The sequence below is a fragment of the Geobacillus vulcani PSS1 genome, from assembly GCF_000733845.1.
Taxonomy (GTDB): domain Bacteria; phylum Bacillota; class Bacilli; order Bacillales; family Anoxybacillaceae; genus Geobacillus; species Geobacillus vulcani.
On sequence record NZ_JPOI01000001.1, the window covers coordinates 1,458,655 to 1,482,488 of the forward strand.

Annotated in this window: 35 protein-coding genes; 27 read left to right on the forward strand and 8 right to left on the reverse strand. The window is 51.1% G+C overall.

The window, feature by feature from the left end:
• The first annotated feature begins 24 nt into the window (after window positions 1-24).
• Entirely contained in the window at window positions 25-300 is a 276-nt protein-coding gene (locus N685_RS0107785) for a YutD family protein (protein WP_013144326.1), read from the forward strand.
• Window positions 301-507: 207 nt separating this feature from the next.
• Here the strand turns inward: N685_RS0107785 and N685_RS0107790 are convergent, their stop codons facing one another.
• Window positions 508-801 carry a hypothetical protein gene (locus tag N685_RS0107790; protein ID WP_031407320.1) on the reverse strand — a complete coding sequence of 98 codons (294 nt, stop codon included), beginning with the start codon at window positions 799-801 and terminating at the stop codon, window positions 508-510.
• Window positions 802-859: 58 nt separating this feature from the next.
• Window positions 860-1,129: a DUF3055 domain-containing protein gene (locus tag N685_RS0107795; protein ID WP_031407323.1), complete on the reverse strand. Its 270-nt coding sequence runs from the start codon at window positions 1,127-1,129 to the stop codon at window positions 860-862.
• Window positions 1,130-1,227: 98 nt separating this feature from the next.
• Between N685_RS0107795 and hepT the strand changes: the two genes are divergently transcribed.
• Both hepT and N685_RS0107805 read left to right on the forward strand, forming a co-directional pair.
• Window positions 1,228-1,665: a type VII toxin-antitoxin system HepT family RNase toxin gene (hepT, locus tag N685_RS0107800; RefSeq protein ID WP_031407325.1), complete on the forward strand. Its 438-nt coding sequence runs from the start codon at window positions 1,228-1,230 to the stop codon at window positions 1,663-1,665.
• 24 nt (window positions 1,666-1,689) lie between these two features.
• Entirely contained in the window at window positions 1,690-2,460 is a 771-nt protein-coding gene (locus N685_RS0107805) for a TIGR01457 family HAD-type hydrolase (protein WP_031407327.1), read from the forward strand.
• Between the two features lie 82 nt (window positions 2,461-2,542).
• Here N685_RS0107805 and N685_RS0107810 read toward each other — a convergent pair whose 3' ends face one another.
• On the reverse strand, window positions 2,543-3,025 hold the full coding sequence (locus N685_RS0107810; protein WP_031407329.1) for a phosphatidylglycerophosphatase A family protein: 483 nt from the start codon (window positions 3,023-3,025) through the stop codon (window positions 2,543-2,545).
• A 273-nt stretch (window positions 3,026-3,298) separates the two neighbouring features.
• On the opposite strand from N685_RS0107810, the gene yutH reads away from it, so the two are divergent.
• From yutH to thrB, 5 genes are all read left to right on the forward strand, one after another.
• Window positions 3,299-4,300 carry a spore coat putative kinase YutH gene (gene yutH, locus N685_RS0107815; RefSeq protein WP_031407331.1) on the forward strand — a complete coding sequence of 334 codons (1,002 nt, stop codon included), beginning with the start codon at window positions 3,299-3,301 and terminating at the stop codon, window positions 4,298-4,300.
• Between the two features lie 146 nt (window positions 4,301-4,446).
• Window positions 4,447-5,421, forward strand: a complete 975-nt coding sequence (locus N685_RS0107820; protein ID WP_031407333.1) for a 2-hydroxyacid dehydrogenase — start codon at window positions 4,447-4,449, stop codon at window positions 5,419-5,421.
• A 137-nt stretch (window positions 5,422-5,558) separates the two neighbouring features.
• A complete protein-coding gene (locus N685_RS0107825) occupies window positions 5,559-6,860 on the forward strand; it encodes a homoserine dehydrogenase (protein WP_031407334.1) in 1,302 nt (433 codons plus the stop codon).
• A complete protein-coding gene (gene thrC / locus N685_RS0107830; RefSeq protein ID WP_031407336.1) occupies window positions 6,857-7,918 on the forward strand; it encodes a threonine synthase in 1,062 nt (353 codons plus the stop codon). Before N685_RS0107825 ends, thrC begins: the two co-directional genes overlap by 4 nt.
• Entirely contained in the window at window positions 7,915-8,829 is a 915-nt protein-coding gene (gene thrB / locus N685_RS0107835) for a homoserine kinase (protein ID WP_031407338.1), read from the forward strand. The genes thrC and thrB overlap by 4 nt, the downstream gene beginning before the upstream one ends.
• A 241-nt stretch (window positions 8,830-9,070) precedes the next feature.
• Here the strand turns inward: thrB and N685_RS0107845 are convergent, their stop codons facing one another.
• Entirely contained in the window at window positions 9,071-9,313 is a 243-nt protein-coding gene (locus tag N685_RS0107845) for a NifU family protein (protein ID WP_011232431.1), read from the reverse strand.
• A gap of 84 nt (window positions 9,314-9,397) precedes the next feature.
• Between N685_RS0107845 and N685_RS0107850 the strand changes: the two genes are divergently transcribed.
• Window positions 9,398-9,751, forward strand: a complete 354-nt coding sequence (locus tag N685_RS0107850) for a YuzD family protein (RefSeq protein ID WP_031407342.1) — start codon at window positions 9,398-9,400, stop codon at window positions 9,749-9,751.
• A 38-nt stretch (window positions 9,752-9,789) separates the two neighbouring features.
• Here N685_RS0107850 and N685_RS0107855 read toward each other — a convergent pair whose 3' ends face one another.
• Window positions 9,790-10,860, reverse strand: a complete 1,071-nt coding sequence (locus N685_RS0107855; protein WP_031407344.1) for an NAD(P)/FAD-dependent oxidoreductase — start codon at window positions 10,858-10,860, stop codon at window positions 9,790-9,792.
• Window positions 10,861-11,033: 173 nt separating this feature from the next.
• Here N685_RS0107855 and N685_RS0107860 point away from each other — a divergent pair, with 173 nt between their 5' ends.
• From N685_RS0107860 to N685_RS0107885, 6 genes are all read left to right on the forward strand, one after another.
• Window positions 11,034-11,270, forward strand: a complete 237-nt coding sequence (locus N685_RS0107860; RefSeq protein ID WP_455350579.1) for a YuzB family protein — start codon at window positions 11,034-11,036, stop codon at window positions 11,268-11,270.
• A gap of 134 nt (window positions 11,271-11,404) precedes the next feature.
• Complete coding sequence (dapF, locus tag N685_RS0107865) at window positions 11,405-12,277, forward strand: diaminopimelate epimerase (RefSeq protein WP_031407348.1); 873 nt, start codon at window positions 11,405-11,407, stop codon at window positions 12,275-12,277.
• A 152-nt stretch (window positions 12,278-12,429) separates the two neighbouring features.
• On the forward strand, window positions 12,430-12,795 hold the full coding sequence (locus N685_RS0107870) for a HesB/IscA family protein (RefSeq protein ID WP_031407349.1): 366 nt from the start codon (window positions 12,430-12,432) through the stop codon (window positions 12,793-12,795).
• A gap of 228 nt (window positions 12,796-13,023) precedes the next feature.
• Window positions 13,024-14,055 (forward strand): tyrosine-type recombinase/integrase, encoded by a 1,032-nt coding sequence (locus tag N685_RS0107875; RefSeq protein ID WP_031407351.1) that lies wholly within the window; start codon window positions 13,024-13,026, stop codon window positions 14,053-14,055.
• A 159-nt stretch (window positions 14,056-14,214) separates the two neighbouring features.
• A complete protein-coding gene (locus tag N685_RS0107880) occupies window positions 14,215-15,102 on the forward strand; it encodes a helix-turn-helix domain-containing protein (protein WP_031407353.1) in 888 nt (295 codons plus the stop codon).
• 172 nt (window positions 15,103-15,274) lie between these two features.
• Complete coding sequence (locus N685_RS0107885; RefSeq protein WP_031407355.1) at window positions 15,275-15,511, forward strand: phBC6A51 family helix-turn-helix protein; 237 nt, start codon at window positions 15,275-15,277, stop codon at window positions 15,509-15,511.
• Window positions 15,512-15,697: 186 nt separating this feature from the next.
• On the opposite strand, the gene N685_RS0107890 is transcribed toward N685_RS0107885, so the two are convergent.
• Together N685_RS0107890 and N685_RS0107895 are read right to left on the reverse strand one after the other, a co-directional pair.
• Entirely contained in the window at window positions 15,698-16,579 is an 882-nt protein-coding gene (locus tag N685_RS0107890) for a tyrosine-type recombinase/integrase (RefSeq protein ID WP_031407357.1), read from the reverse strand.
• 372 nt (window positions 16,580-16,951) lie between these two features.
• Window positions 16,952-17,371 carry an endonuclease domain-containing protein gene (locus N685_RS0107895; RefSeq protein WP_033842320.1) on the reverse strand — a complete coding sequence of 140 codons (420 nt, stop codon included), beginning with the start codon at window positions 17,369-17,371 and terminating at the stop codon, window positions 16,952-16,954.
• Window positions 17,372-17,444: 73 nt separating this feature from the next.
• Between N685_RS0107895 and N685_RS0107900 the strand changes: the two genes are divergently transcribed.
• Both N685_RS0107900 and N685_RS0107905 read left to right on the forward strand, forming a co-directional pair.
• The gene (locus tag N685_RS0107900) at window positions 17,445-17,981 is read left to right on the forward strand and encodes a hypothetical protein (protein ID WP_031407362.1); all 537 of its coding nucleotides are present in this window, start codon (window positions 17,445-17,447) and stop codon (window positions 17,979-17,981) included.
• Window positions 17,950-18,486: a DUF3102 domain-containing protein gene (locus tag N685_RS0107905; protein WP_071880168.1), complete on the forward strand. Its 537-nt coding sequence runs from the start codon at window positions 17,950-17,952 to the stop codon at window positions 18,484-18,486. The genes N685_RS0107900 and N685_RS0107905 overlap by 32 nt, the downstream gene beginning before the upstream one ends.
• On the opposite strand, the gene N685_RS18965 is transcribed toward N685_RS0107905, so the two are convergent.
• On the reverse strand, window positions 18,433-18,669 hold the full coding sequence (locus N685_RS18965; RefSeq protein ID WP_071880169.1) for a helix-turn-helix domain-containing protein: 237 nt from the start codon (window positions 18,667-18,669) through the stop codon (window positions 18,433-18,435). The genes N685_RS0107905 and N685_RS18965 overlap by 54 nt on opposite strands.
• Before the next feature lie 148 nt (window positions 18,670-18,817).
• Here N685_RS18965 and N685_RS0107910 point away from each other — a divergent pair, with 148 nt between their 5' ends.
• The 10 genes from N685_RS0107910 to N685_RS18360 all read left to right on the forward strand — a co-directional run bounded on the left by N685_RS0107910 (window position 18,818) and on the right by N685_RS18360 (window position 23,831).
• Window positions 18,818-19,090: a hypothetical protein gene (locus N685_RS0107910; RefSeq protein ID WP_031407365.1), complete on the forward strand. Its 273-nt coding sequence runs from the start codon at window positions 18,818-18,820 to the stop codon at window positions 19,088-19,090.
• Window positions 19,087-19,278 (forward strand): hypothetical protein, encoded by a 192-nt coding sequence (locus N685_RS0107915; protein ID WP_031407367.1) that lies wholly within the window; start codon window positions 19,087-19,089, stop codon window positions 19,276-19,278. Before N685_RS0107910 ends, N685_RS0107915 begins: the two co-directional genes overlap by 4 nt.
• A gap of 28 nt (window positions 19,279-19,306) precedes the next feature.
• Window positions 19,307-19,738, forward strand: coding sequence for a hypothetical protein (locus N685_RS0107920; RefSeq protein WP_031407369.1), 432 nt, complete (start codon window positions 19,307-19,309; stop codon window positions 19,736-19,738).
• Window positions 19,739-20,391: 653 nt separating this feature from the next.
• Window positions 20,392-20,616: a helix-turn-helix domain-containing protein gene (locus N685_RS18350; RefSeq protein ID WP_033842321.1), complete on the forward strand. Its 225-nt coding sequence runs from the start codon at window positions 20,392-20,394 to the stop codon at window positions 20,614-20,616.
• Window positions 20,613-21,137, forward strand: coding sequence for a helix-turn-helix domain-containing protein (locus N685_RS0107935; protein ID WP_051870808.1), 525 nt, complete (start codon window positions 20,613-20,615; stop codon window positions 21,135-21,137). The genes N685_RS18350 and N685_RS0107935 overlap by 4 nt, the downstream gene beginning before the upstream one ends.
• A gap of 324 nt (window positions 21,138-21,461) precedes the next feature.
• Complete coding sequence (locus N685_RS0107940) at window positions 21,462-22,139, forward strand: hypothetical protein (RefSeq protein ID WP_071880170.1); 678 nt, start codon at window positions 21,462-21,464, stop codon at window positions 22,137-22,139.
• A gap of 72 nt (window positions 22,140-22,211) precedes the next feature.
• Window positions 22,212-22,430, forward strand: a complete 219-nt coding sequence (locus N685_RS0107945; RefSeq protein WP_031407374.1) for a helix-turn-helix domain-containing protein — start codon at window positions 22,212-22,214, stop codon at window positions 22,428-22,430.
• A 46-nt stretch (window positions 22,431-22,476) separates the two neighbouring features.
• Window positions 22,477-22,812 carry a hypothetical protein gene (locus N685_RS0107950; RefSeq protein WP_051870809.1) on the forward strand — a complete coding sequence of 112 codons (336 nt, stop codon included), beginning with the start codon at window positions 22,477-22,479 and terminating at the stop codon, window positions 22,810-22,812.
• Between the two features lie 158 nt (window positions 22,813-22,970).
• On the forward strand, window positions 22,971-23,525 hold the full coding sequence (locus tag N685_RS18355) for an HNH endonuclease (protein WP_033842322.1): 555 nt from the start codon (window positions 22,971-22,973) through the stop codon (window positions 23,523-23,525).
• 30 nt (window positions 23,526-23,555) lie between these two features.
• Entirely contained in the window at window positions 23,556-23,831 is a 276-nt protein-coding gene (locus tag N685_RS18360) for a hypothetical protein (protein WP_031407378.1), read from the forward strand.
• Window positions 23,832-23,834 lie beyond the last annotated feature (3 nt).

Below are 23,834 nucleotides of genomic sequence, written 5' to 3' on the forward strand. Positions count from 1 at the left end.
AAGTGGAAAGGCGAGGTGAGAACAGTGATTTGCATTAACAATCATTGTTACGAGCTGGTGGAAAATGTGAAAAACGCCTTTAATGAAGAAGCCTTTCGCGCTCGATACGCGGACATTTTGGCGAAGTACGACTACATCGTCGGGGACTGGGGGTACAACCAGCTCCGCCTGCGCGGTTTTTTTGATGACCATAACCAAAAAGCGACGTACGATACGAAAATCAGCACGTTGTCGGAATATTTGTATGAATATTGCAATTTCGGTTGCGCGTACTTTGTGTTGCGCAAGGTGAAACGATAACCGCGCCAGCGGACCGCGGCGGCGCGGGAGAAGAGGCGGGAGCAAGAAACCGCTGTGCGGCGAAGGGCTCGCAAGGCGGGAAGATGACTCGCGGACAGACAAAAGACGGCGCGACATTCCTCATCGCTGCCGCATGGCGAGACGGCAAACGCGGCAGCCGCCATAGGCTGGGCGGCTGCTCCGTTTCTTTCGCTGCCCTGCTGAATGTCAAGGCTGCTCTTCCGTTTCATTGTACGGAAACTGTTCGCTGCTGCGCGGATCATCGTGCGGCGGGTGGGCGGCTGGGTCGCGCCTTGGAATGTTTTGGTGGAACGATTTGAACTCGTAGTTGAAGGCGCTGTAATGCCGCTGTCCTTCTTGCCAAGGCGTGCTTTTGTTTTCGACCGGCGCGTCATCGCGGCGCGGCGAGCCGTACGGCCCTTCTGGGAACTCTTCAGCGGTCAAGAAATGGCGCTGTTTCTCAACGGCGGAAAAATCGGCGTATGTTTCCCGTTCCGCCATTCGTCTCACCTTCCTTCGCTCGTGGGTTGTTTCATAAGATGCCCGAAACCGAGGAAGGTTATGAGAGATATTCCTCTAAAAAAGCGCGCAAATCGTTGGCATCTTGTTCATGAAGCTGATAAGCGTGCTCGATATAGCCTGGCTCCTCTAAATCGTCGCGCCCGAGAATGGCAAAGCGGTTGCCTTGCAAGTCGAGCACAAGCCACTTTCCGTAAAAACGATCCGTTTCGATGAGCGCCAAATCAAACCGCTGCCGCTCGCCGACAAAGCTGACGAAGCGGACGGCCGCTTCGACGGTGTCATCGTATAAGTAGAACCGTTCACTCATCTTCAAGCCCCCTTATTCGTCCGTCTACGTTCATCATAACAGATGGTCGGTGAAAACGGGAGAAGGCAAATCGCACAAAGGAACGAGGAGGATGACGGATGTATTTTGTTGATCGCAAAAAGCTGGAAGAAACGCTCAGCTACATGGAACAAATGATGGCTCTCTACAAGGCGGAAGAACGTTGGGACGAACCGCTCCGGCAATTGGCGCTCGAGCGGATCGCTCATGTCGTCATCGAGGCGGTGTTGGACGTCGGCAACGCCATGATCGACGGGTTCATTATGCGCGACCCGGGAAGCTACAACGACATCATCGACATTTTGGCGGATGAACGAGTGATTTCAACTGCGGATGCCGACCGATTGAAAGCGTTCATCGCCCATCGGAAAATGCTTGTGCACGAATATGCACGCGTCGATCATGCGAAATTGCTCGCTGATCTGAACGAACATTTGCCGGCGCTTGAAGCGTATCCGAAGGCGGTGCGCGCTTACCTTGAAAGCGAGCTTGGCCCGGTGTCGGCGTTTCGCAATTGATGGCGGGAAAGGGGAGCGAATGCATTGAAACGATACAACGGTTACCTCATCGATTTGGACGGAACGATGTACCGCGGCGCGGAATGCATCGCTGAGGCGCGGACGTTTGTCAACGAGCTGCACCGCCGCGGCATTCCGTATTTGTTTGTCACGAACAATTCGTCGCGCACACCGGCGCAAGTGGCGGAAAAACTGCGTTCGTTCGGCGTGCCGGCCGAGGAGAAGCATGTGTTTACGACAAGCCAAGCGACGGCGAATTATATTTTTGAAAAAAAACCGGATGCTTCTGTGTATATGATCGGTGAAGAAGGGCTCCAAACCGCCTTGGCGGCGAAAGGATTCCGCTTTGCCGGGGAAGAGGCGGATGTTGTTGTCATCGGCATTGACCGGCAAATTACATATGAAAAGTTCGCTGTCGCTTGTCTTGCGGTTCGAAATGGAGCGATGTTCATCTCCACCAACGGCGACATCGCCTTGCCGACGGAGCGCGGATTGCTTCCGGGCAACGGGGCGCTGACGTCGGTTGTCGCCGTATCGACGCAGGTGCAGCCGACGTTTATCGGCAAGCCGGAAAAAATCATTATGGAGCAGGCGCTTAAAGTGCTCGGCGTCCCGAAGGAGGACGTGCTGATGATCGGCGACTATTATGAAACGGATATTTTAGCCGGCATGAACGCCGGCATCGATACGCTTTTAGTCCATACGGGCGTTACGACAAAAGACATGCTCGCCCGCTATGAACGGCAGCCGACGTATACGGCCGATTCGCTTTTGGAATGGCTTGAACGCTTATAAACAACGCCGCTTTGCCAAAAAAGGCAAGGCGGCGTTTCATGTTGTCTGTGCGGACGGAGAACGCGCATAGGCGGCGTCGGCGTTATTCCGCATTGGCGGCCCGATGCGCCAGGCGGCTTGACGCCGCCGCGGCGATGGCGCCGACGATGTCGTCCAAAAACGTGTTGCATTTGCCGGTCGATTTATCATTTAAATATTGTAAAATGCCCGGTTTTTGCTTATCGATGTATCCATAGTTCGTAAACCCGATCGACCCGTATACGTTGACGATCGACAGCGCCAAAATTTCGTCGACGCCATACAGCCCTTCATCACGGCGGATGATCGACTGCAGCGGCTCATCGAGCCGGCCGTCTTCCGCCAGTTTATCCAATTGGATGCCGGTTAAAATTGCGTTTTGCACTTCACGCTTGGAAATGACGCGGTTGACGTTTTCGATGCACTCGTCCATCGTTAAATCGGGATGATATTTTGATTGCAAATAATAAACGAGCTCTGCGATTTTTTCCACGGTCACTCCGCGTTCTTCCAGCCAACGGCGGGCGGTTTGTTCGAGATTGTTCATGCTCATGGGTTTCACCTGTTTCTTTTTAGAAAGTCGTTTTCTATATATATGTATCATCTCATAAATCAGTCCGTCATATAAAGAAAAATGCTCACCGGCTTTTTTGGCGCCCGCGCGCATATATAAAAAATAGCCCCTTTTTCCGCGGCTGTATGGTTGCCGGCCCCGCACGGCCCTGTTTCGCGCTGGGGCGGAATTGGGGGCATCGATGGGGGAAGACGACGGAGCGGAATGGGCGGGATGGATCGTTTCGGCACATAAGGAGGTTTAGCGATGGAAGAATGGGTGCGTGAACAGTACGGCATGCGCGTCGAGCGGGTGGAGCGAAGAGGGAGGCATACAGCGTTTTGGCATAAAGAAGGGCGTTTTTTGCTCGTTCCCGCTGATGGACGGAACGAAGCCGAGATGGAAGAACGCCAGCAAATGAGCCGCTATTTGCGGGCAAAAGGAGTGGACGGAGTCGGAGAGCTGGTCAAAACGACGTCCGGAACGTATATCGCCCCCTATCATGGACAGCCGTTGGTGCTCGTTCGCGCTCCGCTTCCGGCGGCTCGCTTTCGTTCGCTCGGAAGGGAACTGGCGGTGATGCATGAATGCGGGAGAACATGTCCATGGCCGATCATCGCCTGCCGGCGCATCGGCCAGTGGCGGGAGCTGTGGGCGAAGCGGATCGACCAAATGGAGGCGTTTTGGTCGAGCAAGCTCGCTTCCGGGCCGTCGTCGCCGTTTGATTGTCTGTTTATCGAATCGTTCCCGTATTATTTAGGCTTGGCGGAAAACGCGGTGCAATACGTGGCGGATACGGAGATTGACGAAGAACCGGGACGCATCGATTACGCGGCGTTTTGCCATGAGCGTCTCCCCAAGGCGGAGTGGGTTGGGGGGATCGAAGCGAAGCTGCCGACCGATTGGGTGTATGACCATTGCGCCCGGGATTTGGCAGAATGGGTGCGCCATTTATACGAAAAGAGCGGACTTGGCTGCCAGCGGGCGGTGCGTCAGTTTTTTCAAGAGTATGAACATGCGGCGCGGCTGTCGCCGTTTGCTTGGCGGCTCGTTTACGGAAGGTTGTTGTTTCCACTTTCATATTTTGAATGTGTCGAGGCGTACTATATCGCTGCGGACGAGAGCGAACGGTCAAGGCGGGAGGGAGAGCTGCGGCGCCTGCTCGATCGATCGCATGAATATGAACGATTTTTGGCCGCGTTTGCCAAGATCGCTGGCATCTCGAGCCACATTCGCCTGCCGGCAGTCGAGTGGCTGCCGCCGGCGTAACGTAAGGGAAGACAACTTCCCACTTTTTTTGGCCAAAACGAACAAACGCCCGCTTCCCTGTCGATGACATCCACGGACAACTTTCCGTTTTTTTTCGTCTAAAGTTGTGATAAGATTTAGAAAAAAACAAAGTGAGGGGCTGCATCATGACGAAGCCGTACATATTCATTACGCGGAAATTGCCCGAGGACGTGGTCGAGCCGCTTTTGTCCACCGCCGAGGTCGACATGTGGCCGCATGAGGACGTGGCCGTGCCGCACGATGTGCTTGTGGAAAAGGCCAAGCGGGCGACGGCCATCTTGCCGATGGTGTCCGATTCGATTGATGAAGCCGTCTTGTCCGCTGGTTCGGCGCTCAAAATCGTTGCCAACATGGGAGTGGGGTATGACAACATCGATGTTCCAGTGGCGACGAAGCGCGGCATTGTCGTGTGCAACACGCCGGGCGTGTTGACCGATACGACGGCCGATTTGACGTTTGCGCTTTTATTGGCCACCGCCCGCCGCCTCGTGGAAGCGGCTGAATTTTTGAAGGAAGGGAAATGGAAAAGCTGGAGCCCGTTTTTGCTCGCCGGAGCCGACGTCCATCATAAAACGATCGGCATCGTCGGCATGGGAAACATCGGCCAGGCGGTGGCGAAGCGGGCGAAAGGGTTTGACATGAACATTTTGTATTACAACCGCTCCCGACGTCCGGAGGCGGAAGAGAAGCTTGGCGCCGTCTATCGGCCGTTTGCTGATTTGCTTTCGGAGAGCGATTTTGTCGTCTGTTTGACGCCGCTCACGCCCGAGACGCGCCATTTGTTCAACCGCGAGGCGTTTCGGCAAATGAAGAAGTCGGCGATTTTCATTAACGCGGCGCGCGGCGCGGTCGTCGATGAACAGGCGCTGTATGAGGCGCTCGTTCAAGGGGAGATCGCCGCGGCGGGATTGGATGTGTTTGAACACGAGCCGGTTGCGGCCGATCACCCGCTCGTGGCGCTGCCGAATGTCGTCGCCTTGCCGCATATCGGCAGCGCCACGTACGAAACGCGGCGGGCGATGATGACGTTGGCGCGCGACAACATCCTTGCCGTGCTTGAAGGAAGGCCGCCGTTGACGCCGGTGAATCGGCCGGCGTAAGGTTTTCCGCGGCGGCGGTGGGCGCGGGCACATCGTTCGGTGCAAAAATTTTCGTTGCCAAATGGCCGATCGTCTTTTATAATGTCTACTATAAAAATACAAATGTCTACTGTGCGTAAACAGAAGGGGCGGGGAAGATGGAAAAACCGATTTTGGTTGGCTTGTTAGGATTAGGAACCGTTGGAAGCGGCGTGGTCAAAATTATTGAAAACCACCAAGAAAAATTGATGCATCAAGTCGGGTGCCCAGTGAAGGTGAAAAAAATTCTTGTCCGGGATGTACAGAAACCGCGCGATGTCCAGGTCGATCCGGCGCTGCTGACAACGAGCGCCGCCGAGGTGATCGATGATCCGGATATTGATGTCATCATCGAAGTGATGGGCGGGATTGAGGAGACAAAAGAGCTGCTGCTGCGGGCGCTGCGCCAAGGAAAGCATGTCGTGACCGCGAACAAAGACGTCATGGCGGTCTACGGTTCAGAGTTGCTTCGGGTGGCGGCGGAGCATCAATGCGATTTGTTTTATGAAGCGAGCGTCGCCGGCGGCATTCCGATTTTGCGCAGCTTGGTCGATGGTTTGGCGTCGGACCGGATTACGAAGCTCATGGGTATTGTGAACGGGACGACGAACTACATTTTGACGAACATGGCGCAAAACGGCGCCTCCTATGAAGCGGCGCTCGCGGAAGCGCAGGCGCTCGGGTTCGCGGAAGCCGATCCGACGTCAGACGTCGAAGGGTTGGATGCGGCGCGGAAAATGGCGATTTTGGCCCGCCTTGGCTTTTCCATGGACATCGACTTGGACGATGTGCAAGTGAAAGGCATCACCCACGTGACGGAAGAAGATTTAAACTATGGGAAGCGACTCGGCTACACGATGAAATTGATCGGCATCGCCCAGCGCGACGGGCAGAAGGTCGAGGTGAGCGTTCAGCCGACGTTTTTGCCGGATTCGCATCCGTTGGCGTCCGTGCACAACGAATACAATGCGGTGTATGTATACGGCGAAGCGGTCGGGGAGACGATGTTTTACGGGCCGGGGGCCGGGAGCTTGCCGACGGCGACGGCGGTTGTCTCCGACTTGGTCGCGGTGATGAAAAACATGCGCCTTGGCGTCAACGGCCGCTATGCTGTCGCGCCGCAATATGAAAAACAGTTGAAGACGCCGGCGGAGATTTTCTCGAAATACTTTTTGCGTATTCACGTCAAAGACCAGGTCGGCGCGTTTGCCAAAATTACGACGCTGTTTTCCGAGCGCGGGGTGAGCTTTGAGAAAATTTTGCAGCTGCCGCTGAAAGAAGACGGCTTGGCGGAAATCGTCATCGTCACGCATGATGCCTCGCAGCAAGACTACCAAGACATTTTGCAGCAGCTCGGCGATTTGGAGATCGTCGAACGGGTGCAAAGCTCGTATCGGGTGGAAGGGGAGAAACGGCCATGACATGGAAAGGGCTGCTTGACGCCTACGGCGATTTTTTGCCGCTCACGGCGGCGACGCCGAGGCTGTCGCTTTGCGAAGGGAATACGCCGCTCATCCCGCTGCCGCGGCTGTCGGAAGAGCTTGGGATTACGCTTTACGTCAAGGTCGAAGGGGCGAACCCGACTGGTTCGTTTAAAGACCGCGGCATGGTGATGGCGGTGGCGAAGGCGAAAGAGGAAGGAAGCCATACGATCATTTGCGCCTCCACCGGCAACACGTCCGCTTCAGCGGCCGCCTATGCGGCGCGCGCCGGCATGCGTTGCCTCGTCGTCGTGCCGAACGGAAAGATCGCCCTCGGCAAGTTGGCGCAAGCGGCGATGTATGGCGCAGACATTTTTGCCATTGACGGCAACTTTGATGAGGCGCTCAACATGGTGCGCCGGCTGAGCGAAACGGCGCCGATTACGCTCGTCAACTCGGTCAACCCGTACCGGATCGAAGGGCAAAAAACGGCGGCGTTTGAAGTATGCGATCAGCTTGGGCGCGCTCCGGACGTGCTCGCCATTCCGGTCGGCAACGCCGGCAACATCACCGCCTATTGGAAAGGGTTTAAGGAGTATCACGAAGCGAAAGGGACGGGCTTGCCGCAAATGCGCGGCTTTGAAGCGGAAGGAGCGGCGGCGATCGTCCGCAATCAAGTGATTGAACAGCCGGAGACGGTGGCGACGGCGATTCGCATCGGCAACCCGGCGAGCTGGGAAAAAGCGGTCGAAGCGGCGAACGAGTCGCGCGGGAAAATCGATGAAGTGAGCGATGCGGACATTTTGGCCGCCTACAAGCGGCTCGCCCGGACGGAAGGCGTGTTCGCCGAGCCGGCGTCATGCGCGGCGATCGCCGGGGTCATCAAACAGCGCGAGCGGAACGAAATTGAACGCGGCAGCCTCGTCGTCGCGGTTCTCACTGGCAACGGATTGAAAGACCCGGCCATCGCCTTGGAGGCCGCGGCGATCGAACCGATCGTGCTGCCGAACGATGAACAAGTTGTCTTGGAGCATTTGCAAGGGGTTGTCCGGGCATGAAAGAAGACGAGATGTTGAAGATCGTCGTCCCGGGAAGCACGGCGAACTTAGGGCCTGGGTTTGACTCGATCGGGCTCGCGATCAATCGCTATTTGACGCTTGACGTCCGCTTGGCGGATGTGTGGTCGTTTGCGCCGAAAACGGCGGAAGTGAGCGGCATTCCGCGCGGGACGGACAATTTGGTGTATCAAGTGGCGGCGGAGACGGCGGATGTTTACGGCCGCCGGCTGCCGAGCTGCTCGGTGGAAGTGTCCAGCGACATTCCGTTTACGCGCGGGCTCGGGAGCAGCGCGGCGGCGGTCGTCGCCGGCATTGAGCTTGCCGACGCGCTGCTTGGGCTTCAGTTGTCGCGCGAACAAAAGATGGAGCTGGCCGCTCGCTATGAAGGCCACCCGGACAATGTCGGCGCCTCGTTGTACGGGGGGCTGGTCATCGGCTGCTGCCGCGGTTCGGGCGTCGATGTCGTCCATATTCCACAATTGGATGTGGAGCTTGTCGCTATTATTCCGGAGTATGAACTAGAAACGAAAAAGGCGCGCGGACAGCTGCCGGAGCAATGGCCGAGAGAGCGCGCTGTCGAGGCGAGCGCCGTCAGCAACGTTCTTGTCGCCGCGTTGCTCACAAAAAACTGGAAGCTGGCCGGCCGGATGATGGCGGCTGATTTGTTCCACCAGCCGTACCGAAAACCGCTCGTTCCAGAACTCGAGCGGGCCGAGGCGCTCGCTGAGGAATACGGGGCGATCGGCGCGGCGCTGAGCGGAGCGGGGCCGACGGTGCTCGTCTTTGCCGAACCAGGCCAAGGAGAGCGGCTCGCGCGCCGGCTGCACCCGCATTTTCCGGCGTGCGAAATCGCGCGTCTTTCCGTCGAGCCGCGCGGCAGCCGCGTCTACAAACTGGCGCTTGAAGCTTGAACCTTGTTGGGGCGCCGGCGCGAACAGAAGTCCGTTCAGCGGCTTGGCCGTTTCGCCGCCGCGCTTGGGAGCGGGTGAAAGATATGACGGTTTTCCTTGCACAACTTAGCAAAGAAACAAAAACGGAGAAGCGCCCGATCAAGGCGGGTTGTGGCTGCCCATCACCAGCCTTCCCGTCGGCTCGCCGCCCCGCTGGCGATAAAAAAATCCGAACAGCGGCCGCTGTTCGGATTTTTCATAATTAAAACACTTGTTCCACTTCGACGACGCCCGGCACTTCTTCAAACAAAGCGCGCTCAATTCCGGCTTTGAGCGTAATCGTCGAGCTCGGGCAGCTGCCGCACGCGCCGAGGAGGCGAAGTTTGACTACGCCGTCTTCGACATCGACGAGTTCGCAGTCGCCGCCGTCGCGAAGCAGGAATGGACGCAGTTTATCTAAAACTTCTTGCACTTGTTCTTTGATTTCTTGATCCGTCATTTCCATCGACTCCTTTCCTTAGTTTTTATTATAATCATGGTGACAAAAAAAATCTAATGATAAATTTTGCTTTTGCAAAGGGTGACAACGATGACATTCAAGCCGGTTGAAATTTGTGTGTACGGGGCCGACGTCATTTGCCCGGCATGCGTGCAGTTGCCGTCGTCGAAAGAAACGTACGAGTGGCTCGAGGCCGCGCTGCGCCGCAAGTATCCCGGTCAGCCGTTTGTGATGACGTACGTCGACATTTTTGCGCCGCCGGCCGATGACGAGGAGAAGCGGGAGCTCGCGCAGACGATTGTCGAAGAAGATTGGGTGTATCCGGTCGTGGTGATCGAAGGCAATGTCGTCGCCGAAGGCAACCCGCGGCTCAAGGCGATTTGTGCAGAAATGGAAAAATTCGGGTATCAACCGTCGGCGCCGGAAGGGAAAAAGGCGGAATGAACTCCGCCTTTTTCGCTGAATAAAGGCCAGTCGTGCTGTCAGTACCCATGGTGGTGCTTATACATCCACAAAATGCCTGATTTCAACAAACGCGGCACCCGGCCGGTGAGCGGGCGGTCGGCGAGCAGGCCGAAGCCGTGCTTTTTGCCGAGCGAACCGAGAATGCCTTTTAATTTGATCGGCGGGAATTCGCTCGGCGGTTCTTCGCCGTTCCACCGTTTTTGCAGCACTTGGACGATTTGCTCGGCTTGCGCTTCGGCAAGTTGGGCGCTTGGCGAGTGCGGCAGGCTTGCACAGTCGCCGACGACGTAGGCGTTTTCATAGCCGGGGATGTGATGTCGCTTCGTCAGCACGACGCGGCCTTGCTTGTCCTTTTCGACATTCAGCTCGCGGACGACTCGGTTGGGTTGAATGCCGGCCGTCCAGACAATGACATCGCATTCCACCGGTTCGTCGTGGTTGTACAAGACGCCAGATTCGACTTTCGTTACGTTGGAGTTGCGGACGATTTCCACCTTGTGTTCAACGAACCAGCCTTCTACATAATCGCTCAACCGTTTCGGAAACATCGGCAAAATGCGCTCACCGCGGTCAAAGAGTTTAATGTGCAAGTCCGGACGGCTCTCGGCCAGTTCGCTGGCCAGTTCGACGCCGCTCAATCCCGCGCCGACGATGCCGACCGTCGCTTTCGGCGGCAAGTTGTTCAACGCTTCGTAAGCGGCCCGCGCTTTGTCGATCGACTGGATGCTGTACGTATGCGCTTCGGCGCCAGGCACCCCATGGTATTTGTCTTCGCAGCCCAGCCCGATCACGACCTCGTCGTAGCGGACGTTGCTCCCATCCTTTAAATGGACGAGCTGCTTGTCGAGATCAATGGAGACGACTTCGCCGAATTGGTACGTCAGCTGCGGATGTTCCGGAAACGGGACGCGGATGTGATGGTCGCTGACCGTCCCCGCGGCCAACGCGTAATATTCCGTTTTTAGACAATGATACGGAACGCGGTCGATGAGGAGAATATGAATGTCGTTTGGCAATCCGTCCGGGAGGATGCGCTGCAAAATGCGCATATTGCCGTATCCTCCGCCAAGCAATACAAGTTGTCTCATCATGAAAAATCCCCTTTTGTCGAATTTCTAAAGCCGACAATACCATAGAAAAGTATAACGAAATTGTGACAAAAGAACAATCATTTTTCCGCTCCCTCGATCGAACGAGCATGTTCGTTGACGCCGCGCCCGAAAACCGCTACGATGGGAAGCAGGAAGGTGAATCGCACATGATATTGCCCATCATCGAATTTTGCATCAGCAACTTAGCGAGCGGGTCGCACAAAGCGATGGAACTGCTCGAAAAAGACCCGAACTTGGACATTATCGAATACAGCTGCTTAAGCTATTGCACTCGCTGCGCGGAAACGCCGTTTGCGCTCGTCAACGGCGAGTTTGTCAGCGGGGAAACGCCTGAGCAGCTTGTGGAAAATATTTACCGGCATCTCGAGGAAAATCCAATGTTTTAGCGAAAAAAAGGAGGATGTCCGCGATGCGGCATCCTCTTCAATGTATTATGAAAAAACGGGGGATATTCCCATTGTGCCCAGGAGATGCCGCTATTATACATACGAAGCGCAAAAAATGGTTAGGAGGGAGTCATGTGCGCTCGTTTTCGTTTACGAAAATGCATGGATTGGGTAATAACTACATATACGTTGATCTGTTCCGGGAAACATTGCCCGAGGAGGAGCTGCCGGCGATCGCCCGCAGCGTCGCCGACGTTCACACGGGCATCGGCTCCGACGGCTTGATTCTCATTTGCCCATCGGAGAAAGCGCCAGTCAAAATGCGCATTTTTAATAGCGACGGCTCGGAAGGGAAAAACTGCGGCAACGGCTTGCGTTGCGTGGCGAAATACGCGTACGAGCACGGCATCGTCCGCGACCGCACCTTTTTGATTGAAACGCTTTCCGGGCTGGTCGAAGCCCATGTTGTAGTGGCAGATGGCGAAGTGACAAGCGTGACGGTCGATATGGGCGAGCCGCGTCTTGAGCGCAGCGCCATTCCGATGGTTGGACCAAAAGCGGAGCGAGTCGTCGCCGAGCCGTTTTCCATCGCTGGGGGTGAATATGAAATTACGGCGGTGTCCATGGGCAACCCGCATGTGATCTTTTACGTCGATGACATCCAAAAAGCGCCGGTGACGACGCTTGGTCCGCTCGTCGAAAAAGATCCGCGCTTTCCAGAAGGGGTGAACGTCGAATTTGTCGAAGTAGTGAACGAGCGCGAGCTTCATTTTCGCGTCTGGGAGCGCGGCTCCGGCGTGACGCAGGCGTGCGGAACCGGGGCGTGTGCGGCAGTCGTCGCCTCCGTGCTAAACGGCAAAACGGCTCGCGGGGAGGAAACGGTCGTTCATTTGGCCGGCGGAGATTTAACAATTGTATGGGAGTATGACGGGCGCGTGCGCATGACCGGTCCGGCAGAGACGGTGTGCACCGGCGTTTATTACTACCGAGGCGGGCGGAACGGTTGAGCATCGAAAGGCAAAGACGGTATACTATGAAGTAAGACGGAAACCATTCAAGGGGATTCGCGCCATCCGAGTCGTCGGGTGAAAGCGGGCGAACCTGTCAAAAAACGGCCAAGTGGTTTGGCCAGTGTCAACCGTTAAAGGAGGGATTAGGAATGGCGGAAGCAGTCATTACGCTGACCGAAGCGGCAGCGTTTCAAATCAAGGATATGATGAAAGAGCAGGAAGAAGAGGGGGCGTACTTGCGGGTCGGCGTCCATGGCGGCGGTTGCAGCGGGCTTTCGTACGGCATGGGCTTTGACCATGAGCGGCGCGAGGATGACATCGAATTTGAGCAGCACGGCATCAAAATTTTGGTCGACCGCGACAGCGCGCCGATTTTACGCGGCACGATCATCGATTACAAGCAGTCTTTGCTTGGCGGTGGGTTTACGATCAACAATCCGAACGCTATTGCGACGTGCGGCTGCGGCTCATCGTTCCGCACAGCGACGAACGCCGGCACGCCGGAACAATGTTAGCGGTTGAACAGCGATATATCAACGTTTTTAGAGGCGGGATATTATTCCGTTCAATCTATCGCAAACATAAACGGATAGCCTCGCCGGGGTTGATAATTACGCTAGGGAATCCGCGTGTTCACAACTATGTACGAGCATATTAACGACCCTAAAATTAGCGGAATAGGATTGTGGATAACGACCTTCTTACCGATGAGATCGAATTTCGTCGGTAAGGAGGTTTTTTATTTGGCTTTAAAGCGAAAGAAAAGGCGAGCGATTGGACGTGTAAATGATAAACAATATCCGAAATTGACGTTAGACCAAGCTCTCGATTTAGTCATCGCTGGGAAACGAGCAGAGGGATTACGTGAACGAACATTACAAGATTACACAAAGTCCTGGGGGTATTTTACTGAATGGTTGAAGAAAAGTTACCCGGAAATTGAAACAGTCGACCAACTAACTACGGAAATTTTTAGAAATTACATTAACTACATGAAATACGACGCGAGGAAATATGACGGGCATAGATTTATCGATGCTGAAAAACAAAGTGTTGGACTATCGGACACTACGATTAATATCCGATTACGCGTTTTCCGTGCTTTCTTTAATTATTTGGAGAAGGAAGAACTTATCGAGTTTAACCCGATGGACAATATAAAACTCTTGCGTCAAGACATCGATTTAACTAACTGCTTTACCGACGAAGAAGTCAAAGAATTACTCCGACAACCGAATCAAAGAGATTATGTTGGTTTCCGCGATTTCGTGGCGATGAATCTTTTGCTCGATAGTGGCCTGCGTATCGGGGAGTTAGTCAATTTACGGGTCGGAGATATTGATTTTAAGACTCGCTTTATTACGATAAACGGGGACAAAAGCAAAAACCGCAGACCGCGTTTAGTACCGATTTCAGCCTATGTAAGCAAATTGTTATTACAACTGATCAATGAAAATCAAGAGCATTTCAAGACGGATCGAATTTTTCTTTCTTGCTATGGTGAACCTCTAGGAGAAAACCATCTTAACAAACGACTCAAGTATTATGCGGAAAAAGCCGGAATCAAAGGCAAGAAAACAACGGCACATGTTTATCGACATACATGGGCTAAAAACATGATTTTGAATGGTTGCGACGCTTTTACCCTTCAAAAAATGGGGGGCTGGGCCGACATTCGTACAATGCGTCGCTATATTCAAATGGACATAGAAGATATGCGGAGAAGTCACGACGATTTTTCGCCTATAAGTCGATTAAAGAAACGAGTTAATTAAGAAAAAGAGAGGACGCCCTCGAAGGACGCCCCACAAATAAAAATACACCTAAATAGAGATTATCGAAAAAAAGCGTTCAAGTCAACGCTGAATTAGTGCGTCCATTGGATAGAACATACGTTCTTTAAGCGTCCTCTCGAACGAGAGGGGAGCCGGAAAATGAGATTGTCAAACGCGAACTATACGCAATACCGAGAATTACAGTCATTCGATTGTGTTCAAGCGATGAACCGTACGATCAGACAATTTCTATATACACACGGCCACGAATTAAGCGAATCGGCCGTCGAAGTGTTAAAAACGTTAAGCCGACATGCCTGCGATATTGTTGGCGTTGCATTTCCGAAAGTTGAAACGCTCGCTAAATTGGTCGGCAAAAGCGTTCGAACGGTCCAGCGCGCTCTAGCCACGCTTGAGCAATACGGAATTATTAAGCGTATCCCAACGATTCGCACAAACGGCAAGCACAGAGGCGGCAACGGTCACAATGTGTACGTGATTCAGCCGATCGAGAACGTGAAAGAATTGCCGGCCGACACGGTTGACACCCCGCGTGTCACCCCGCAAATGTCACCGCGCCAAGAGGCGTCCGATGCCGATGTACCAAGCGCTCAAGCTGCGCAAAAGCCAGCCGAAACTATGCTTGGTGAAACTATGTATTCAAGATTGAAAGATAAAAATAAAGACGATATGACGTTAGAACCGTCAGAGCCGACGCTTGAACAATTAGACGAATCATTTACGCCGGATATTGTGCCGGAGGAGTTCGTGAATACAGTTGCGCCATTTTTCCGATCAGCTGACGCTATTTTCGAATTGTACCGGCGTGTATTAATCGCTCACCGACGCAGTAAGCTCGATAAACCGGTCGAGGACGTAATCGGCACGGTCATTAAGGCGTTCAAGCAAACGGTTTTTGCGCAAAAAAGGGGACGTATCCGGTCGACGTTTAACGGCTATTTCTACCGAATTTTAGAAGCGATGCTGGCCGTTGAGCGTCGGCGCGAAGTCGGTGGGCTATACGATTTTTTGGCGCTTGAAGCATAACGACAGCCAGCGCGCGTTTTAAGGCGTCTAGCAGGCGCATAGAGACGTCTTTAGGTCGAGGGGATATTAAACCATTACCGAGGCGTCTATCGTTCGAAATTCGCGAAAATACGCGGTCGTTTGCTCGCGTGCGTTGGTAAAACGTGGAATACCGAAAGGAGGAACGCAACGGATGGCGAAAAGAGGACGGCCTCGACAACCGTTAGACGAACGCCACCGGTACGCGATTATGATGCTCGTTTGGGGCATGCGCACGAAAGAAGAAATCGCCGAAGAACTCGGCATTTCTCGCATGGCGCTTTGGAAGTGGGAACAGCGCGAGGACTTTCGGGAAGCATACGAAAAGGAATATCGCGAGATGGTTCGGAAGCTACAACGAGCGAAAAAAGCGCCCCGCAAACGTGCATAATTCGGTTTACAAAAATTAGTAAATATCAAGTTTTTCGACGTGTTTCATCGGCTGCAAGCGCCTGGCGCGCGCCCTTCCGGAAATTTTGAGCAACGAAATGTAACAAACGAGGGAATTTCGGGGGTTATTCCGTCTGCTGCCCCCCCTGCCGGACGCGCCCGCCTTCAAAATAAAAACGCCCAGCTGTTAGCTGAACGCCTTCTCAATTGCCTTGCGTAGATCGTTTGGTGTCGGTTTGCTGTATCGTCTTGTCACGTTAATGTCGTTGTGTCCGGCTAAATCGGCTGCTGTCGCTATGTCAACGCCCTCGCTGACTAGCTTGCGGATAAACGTGTGACGCAACAAATGCGGGTGAATATCGTATTTCGCAAGCAAGTGTTGGACCGTGCGAACAGCGATGCGCTCGCCGTAATTGCTGACGAATAGCGCCTCGTTGTCGTCGTTGCGGCTGGCCAAGTATTCGCGCAAGTAATGACGCACCTCACGCGCTAACGGAATTTCGCGGGCTTTGTCGCCTTTACCTTTGCGGACGAACAGCGTGCCTTTGCGGTCGCTTAACTCAACGTCGGTCACGTTAAGCGCAACTAATTCCGACACACGAACGCCGGTGAATACAAGCGTGTAAACGATAGCGAGGTCGCGCAAGCCCGTCTTTTTGTAAGAGCCGCCTAACTTGCGGGCGTCCTTTTCGACTTGCCGCAACACACGCGCCAGCTCGTTTTCTTCAAGTGATTTAGGCGCAATGTTCAATACGCTTTGTTGCTTCGGCACGGAGATGTTATCGATTAGCTCCTCGCGGCCAAGAAAACGGCAATAAACGCGAATAGCAACGAATACACTGTTAATGGTCGACGCTTTTTTGCCGGCTTGTTCTAGCGCTTTTATGTACGATTGCACGTCGTAGCGAGTTAGGTCCGCCAGTGAGCCTTCGCGTTCGTTTAGCCATTCGTCGAACTTGCTTAACGCTGCGATGTATGATTTGATCGTGTTGTCGCTTTTTCCGTTCGATTTCAAGTAACCGATAAACTCATCGTATTTATACTCGTATTTATACGCAACTTTTTTCATTAAATAACAGCTCCTTTTCGCCCTTTTTTCCGTTGGTTTCTATTGCCATTATAACAAAAAGTGTCGTATAAGTAAATATTATACGCAACTTTTTTGCAACACCCCCGCACAAGGGGGAGTACCCCGTCCGAAAAACCGCGACTGCCGTCTTTCAAGTCCGCGAATCGAAAAAACATTCCGACTTCCAATTTATTACCAATAAATTGTCAAGCCTTCCAAGCCTATTGCTCGTCTCGCGAGGTCTGATGTGCGCTACTTGTCTACAATTTTCCAAACTCGGGGTGTTAGCGCCCGTTTACCCCCCAAAGCCGGCTATTTTTGCCCGCCTTTTCTTCTACCCGAGAAATCGACGTATCAAAATAACTTTCGAAGTTACCCGTTCACCTCCTTTTCAATCCGCGCAATAACTTTCGGCAAGTCGCGATAAATCATACGCCCACTGAATCGCAAGACTCGCCAGCCGTGTTTGCGCAAATAAGCATTTTTGCGACGGTCGTGCGCTCGTTGCTCGGGTGTTGAGTGATACGCTCGGCCATCGCATTCGATAGCGATTTTGTACGCCGGCAACGCCAGATCAATCCGGTACTTACCGCATGGAACCTGTGTCCGCACGTAATATCCCCGCAATTGCAACGCGTCATACAGACGCCGTTCAATCGGACTTTCGCACCCCTCACGTTCATAATCGACCGCAATAGGCTCCGGCTGTCCTCGTTTCAAGTCGAGAATAAAAACGACAATCCCCACGATAATTAGTCCGAAAAACACAACGTACTCCGCCAAACAAATCACCTCAACGTTATTGTTTCCGAAATTAACAGTGTCGAAACAATGTTGCCGGTGTGTAATTGGCGGTGTTATAACGGTGTATTTACAGTGTATCGGAAATGTTGCCCGACACGAATTAACGGCTATAAACGTAATAACGGCGCTAAACAGCGCGTTTGTTAAATGGCAAGCGGAATATTTACTCATCGCGGAAAACGTCGAGCGACGAGGGCAAGCCGAAACTGACCCGATTAAGAAGGCGCGAATTGCGCAGTTTTTGAAGGAATATTGGGGCGTTAGGAGAGGTAAGCCTAAAACGGAGCAAAATGCTCCAATTAAGACCATAGACGATGTTGGAGAGGCAATTGGTGAAGACAGACATACCACAAAACGACTTTTGAAACTAAACGACCTCATTCCCGAACTTCAATCGCTAGTCAGCGCTGGCAAACTCGGTACAACCGCAGCCGAACAACTCGCATACTTAACACCCGATGTTCAGCGTCAATTATTAGCGTTAAAAGGCGATTTAAGCGGGACAAGCGTTGAACAGGCGAAGGAATATCGTAAGCATGCGAAGGAGGCGGAAAGGAGGGAACGGAATGAAAAACGAAGTCGCGGAGCTTTCGAATGATTTGAACGTGATTACGGCGGAAATCAATTCGTACAAACAAATCGCTGGACAGGCGATTTTCGAGATAGGGCGTCGGTTGAAACACGTTAAGGAGAAAAAATTAGCGGAAAAACGAGGTGGTTGGACTGCATGGCTTCGTGAAATACAAATGTCGACATCACAAGCCGACCGTTTCATTAAAGTAGCGAAGGAATTTGACGAAGGGAAACTTCCCCACGTGGGGAATATCAGGTTTCGTGCTTTATATGAGATTGCAACAATGCCTGAAACAGAACGCTTTAAACCACACACGATTCTGTCCACTGGTGAAACAAAAACGGTTGATGAAATGACCGTACGAGAGCTTCGCGAAGTTAAGAAGGCATTGAAAGAAGAACGCGAGCGCCGGGAGAGGGCAGAACGTGAAGCTGAAGAATTAAGCAATCAACCGCCGAAAATAAAAACGGCGAGGTCATCCCTCGCTTTTTTCTTTGTTGTCGTTGTTGCCATCGACTATTTCCAATAAGTCGCAAATATCACATTCCAAAGCGCGGCAAATTTTTTCAAGTGTTTCGAACTTAATTCCGTTGGTTTTTTCGTGGTATAGATCTGTTAAGCCGTTGCGATGTAAGCCAGTCATTTTGGCAAGATCAGCGATTTTAAGTTTGCGTTCTCCCATGAGCCGTGATAGGTGTACTTTTATTGCCATCAGTATCCATCCCTCCGTTCCGATTTAATTATATATTAAAGTGTGTAAAATATCAATTTTAGTGTTGACAACGCACGCTGCGGTGTGTATATTATAATTAACAAAATGAACACTGCAACATGCAAAATGAACAGGGGAGATGATAAAAATGCGGAGAATCCGAGTCGTGCATCACTTCACCGATCAACACACGAAAGAACAAGTTACTCATTACGCTGATGATGCGTTTCTAATTTGCGATGGCGTCGCATTAAGTGTCGTCGACAAGGAGCGCGGTGACGCTGTGCTGGAACGGGTCAAGCCGTCCGACATGTTCCCGGGCTGCTATGAAAGCGTCGACGGACCTTATACGGAGTTTGAGCTTGACGAAGATATTTACCAGCTTATCGTACAACAAATCGCGAAGGGGGATTTACAATGATTCAAACGAAAATTGTGCGCACGGTAGTCGGTTGGTACAACGTTTACAACGTTAACACAGGCGAGCGAGTAACGATAAGTCCCGATCAATTTTCCGCAATCTTTAACACCGACCGCAATGTGACGCTTGCTTGTTACGAAATTAGCCGAGAACAAGCGGCAAGAATCGGATTTAAAATCGCTGCATAATCGTCGCTAATGGGGGGAGGAGAATCGTATGAACACGAAAAGCGATTTATTCTACGAACAACTCCGAGGTTTATATTACGAAGTCACATCGTTTTACAACGAATTGAACAAACGTCAATCACAATACGACAAACAAATCAGCGAAATATATCACGAGTTGGAAAGAGTGGAGCTGAATCACGTAAACGCTTATGAATACGCGGTAAAACTGCAAGACGTTTTGCGCAAGCGTCGCGTTGTGAAGGACGAGCTGGCAAGACTGCAACCTATTCGCAATTACGTTAACGCAACTTTCAACGAATTGCAAAAGCAAATCGATCGCGCGATTAGTAAAAGCAACGAAATAAGAAAGTCGCTGAATGTGACGCTTTCCATTAGCGAAGTGTTGCGGAAAGAATTGGATTTAAAATCGCCAAGCAATTGCGGTATCACATACAAAAAGGAGGCGCTCGCTCAATGAAACACGCTAAACGCATCGCTTTTTACACAAGGAAAGTCGTGGAATTCTGGAGCCTACCGGAACACCGCAAAGCATTGCGCCAACGTCGCCTACTCGCATATAAACGCGAAATGCACAAACGCTTTGAATCGGAACCAATCGAATGGTAAACGCGAAACAGTCGCCTCGGGCTTACGCTCGAGGTGTTTTCTTTGTGAAATCGAAAATTTTTTTGCCGCAAACTGCGCGAAAATGAATTTTCGGTCGTATAATATAGTGAGGACCTCGGAAACCCCCGAAATCTGTTATATTCAAAATCCCCAAAACTGTTATAACTGTACGATTGTGAAATTGCGATTTTCCTCGATTTTTTCACTCCTTGTATATGTGCTGAAAGTACCATTTTTCATAAAATTTTTCCCTCATTTCTGCTCCTTTGTCACAAATTTGTCACAATTTATAGGACTTACTACCTAAAATTTTCCCTTATTTTTACAATTCACAAACTTTTTCACCGTATATAAGGGGAAGGGTTTTTAAGACATTGTGAATTTTTCACAAAGTAACACACAAATAGCTGCGGTAGCTTTGTATATATGAGAGCAAAAACCCCGTTTCCCTCTTTATTTTTTGGGAATGGGGTAAGCAAAAAACAACTAAAAGGGGGCTATTACATGAATAAAGAAGTTTTCCGCATTATTCGGCTGGCTCGCGGCTACACGCAACGCGAACTCGCCGAGAAATTAGGCGTCAGTTATGGTTTAGTCGCGCAAATTGAGGCGGGCAACAAGAAAATTTCCGCCCGCGTCGCAAGAAGGTTTATGGAAGTTTGCAACGTGACCGACGACGACCTATTAAACGCTCGCCATTTACTTAATCGGAAAGGGGAATCGAAATGACTGAAAAAGAGAAAAAAGCGTTACCGTTCGAAACGTCGAAAGGATTTTCGGCAGTTCCAAGCGTGATTTTTACGCTCTATACGAAGCACAAGGACTTTGATGCTTACGCCTTAATGGTTTATGCGTACCTTTTAAAACGATACAACGACAAATACGGCTTTGCGTTTCCGACCGTTGACGAAATCGCTTATACGCTTCATATCTCGGACACTACAGTTAAGCGCGCGATCAAAACGCTAAAGAAACTCGGTTTGATTCGCGTTGAGCGTAATGCGGGTTTTCTTAACAACGTTTATTACTTCGAAAAGCCGGTCGAGGATGAGGCGGAATTTTTCGCGCGGTTTAAAGAAGTCGAAGAAGACGAGCGCAAACACGCCGAAAAGTGGGAGAAGATAAACCAGCGCCGGAAAGCCGACAAAGAGAAATATAAAAAATCGCTCGAAGAAAAACAAAGCGCACCGCCGAAAAACGCTGGCCAGGCGCCTTTATTTGACCCGGACGAGATTATTAAAGTGCTTTGATGCGAGTGGTAGTGTCTATTAGACACCTAGGTAGTGTCTATTAAACACTTCGGGTGGTGTCTAAAATGCTTCGTATATATATTTATTTATTTATATTTATTAAAAATAACTACTAATTTCCGACTCGCATTACAAGTAATGCTCGTCGGCGTCTATCGTCATATATCGTCTATATGGTATCTTCGGCGGAAGTTATTTAAAAAAGAAATCTTACACAGATACACATGGTAGTGTCTATTAGACACTTCCGCAAACAGACTGGAAATCGCCCGACGTCGCGGTTTCCGATTTGAAAATTAAGAGGGAAAACAGGGGGAATTTGCGTTGAAAAAAGAGGAATACAAATATCCGGGACCGGGCGCCGTCGAGTTTGCGCGCCAGTACGTAGAGGGACTGACACGGAAGGAAGCACTGCCGGTCATTCGAAAGCTATTAAAGGGCGAATTGCACGACCCGACTGATAAACGAATCAAACGATGCGCTTATTGCGGCTACTATTACCGCGACAAAACAAAACCGAATAACTCAAAGACTTGCTCGCGCGAATGTAAAATCGACTTCGACACGTTGAATCGTGCGAAAAAACGCGCTGACGAGGCGTTACTCAATCCGAGAAAGAAAAAGGAAACGACTTACGTTTGGTGGCTTGAATATCCGTTTTGGATTAGCGAATACGAAATGCTTAAACGATCGTGGAAATACGAGGTTCCTTACGCACCGGATAAATTAGCGGAGATTCGTGCGGCACAACAGCGCGACGGGGCGATGGGCGGTAAAAGAAAGCCTAAATGCGAAGTAAATTACAACGGTGACGAGAAAGTACAGCCGAAAGTCAGCGTTAATTTCGGTAAAACTAGCGCTCACAAGCCTAGCGAGGTTACTGTTTCGAGAATCACACCGGAAGAAATCGAGGCTTATTTCGCAAGTAAATATTCGGAGAAACATTTGAAAATGGAACGATGGAGAGCCGAAAATTTTAGCCGCAGTAAAAAAAGGGATTAATGAGGACAAGTGATAACATCACAAAAACGCCCGTATTTTTATGGGCATATAGCAAGCAAAGGAGGGAGAAATATGACAAACGAAACATTCAAGCTCATTCGGTTGTATTCCGGCATGAGTCAGCGCGCTTTTGCGAAGCATATCGGAGTTTCACACGGGACGGTCAGTTTAATTGAAGCGAATTACCGCCCTGTCAGCGAATATGTGCGCGCAAAAGTAGCCGAGAAATTTGATCTTAACGATGATTTTCTGAAATACATCGAAAAATACCGAAAACTATCCCAAGTATAGCATATCGAAAAAATAACGTCAAGTCAAGCGAGAAGGAGATGAGAAAATGAAAGTCACGATTCACCAAACGATTAACGAAAGCGGTCCGGCCACGTTCGATGCGACTGTTTGCGTGTTCGACGAGACAGGAAGCGAAATTAAACGCACGATTACACGCTACAAACGCGCAAATGAAATTTATGCCGCATATAAGTCGTTGCTTAAAGCGTTGAATTATATCCGCCGTCAAGGTCCGGCAGAAATCGAACTATTCACGAATCAGAAAAGTCTTGCCGACGAACTGAACGGCTCGCTAAATCCGAACACAACGTTGAACCGGATTTTACGCGAAACACTGACGAAGCAAGGTGCGCGCATTATAAAAGCTGAATATCGCAAATAAGCGCTGTTGCAGGCGCTTTTTATTAAAAAGAACAAGACGAGAAAAGGAGCGAGAAAAATGATCGAATTCTTAAACAATGAACTACGCGAAATCATTGAGCTACTCGAAAGAATCAACGAAAAAGCAGAAGCGCTGTTAGGGTTAGGAAGTGAGCGCCGATGATAAAAACGCTCACCTGTAAGGTTTGCGGCATGGAGAAAGAAATTTCAGAGTTTCGCGGCGACAAGCGCACAAAATTAGGCGTTATTCAGCCGTGCAAGGCTTGTCGAAAAGCACAAGACGCCCAAAGCAGTGAGGCTGTAAGAAAGCGTTATAGAGAAGCGAAACGACGCGCAAAGAAACTCGGTGTCATCGATACACTCGATTTTAACGAGTACGTCGATGTTTCTTCCGGAGACACCTGCACATATTGCGGAACGGAGCTAAACGATAGCAACCGGAGCGTCGACCACGTTTATCCGATGAGCAAGCGATTCGCAAACGGTCATTTAAACATCGTGCCGTGCTGTCGCAAGTGCAACAAACGAAAAGGGACAATGCACGTTTACGATTTCTACAAATCGAGTGAACTTTTTACCGATGAATTATTTCGGGAGTTCGTTCGCTCGTTTACAGAGCGTTTAGTCAATAGACCGATTTCAGAGCGAGAAGTCGACGCCATGATCGAAGGATTTCGGGCGGAAGCCGAATTATTACGAAGTTCAGCCGTTTAATCAAAAATTACTACAAAGGAGCGAATCGAAATGGACGAAAAACAGTTGGAAAGCGTTGTTCAATCGCTATTAGAAACGAAATTAAGTGCTATCGACGAACAGTTTCACGATTTAATTCCCGACAACCTACCACCGCACGAAAAATTAGCGTGGATTAGCAAGGCCGAGCAAAAAGGCTTATTTGCGAAAAAGCCGCAAACACCGATCGGCGAAAGCACAAATCCATCAAGTCAAGTGAAGGCGGCTGATTTAAGTAATTTGTCGCCTCGTCAGTTACTGGCGATGGGTTACGGCTCGAAGAAATAAGGA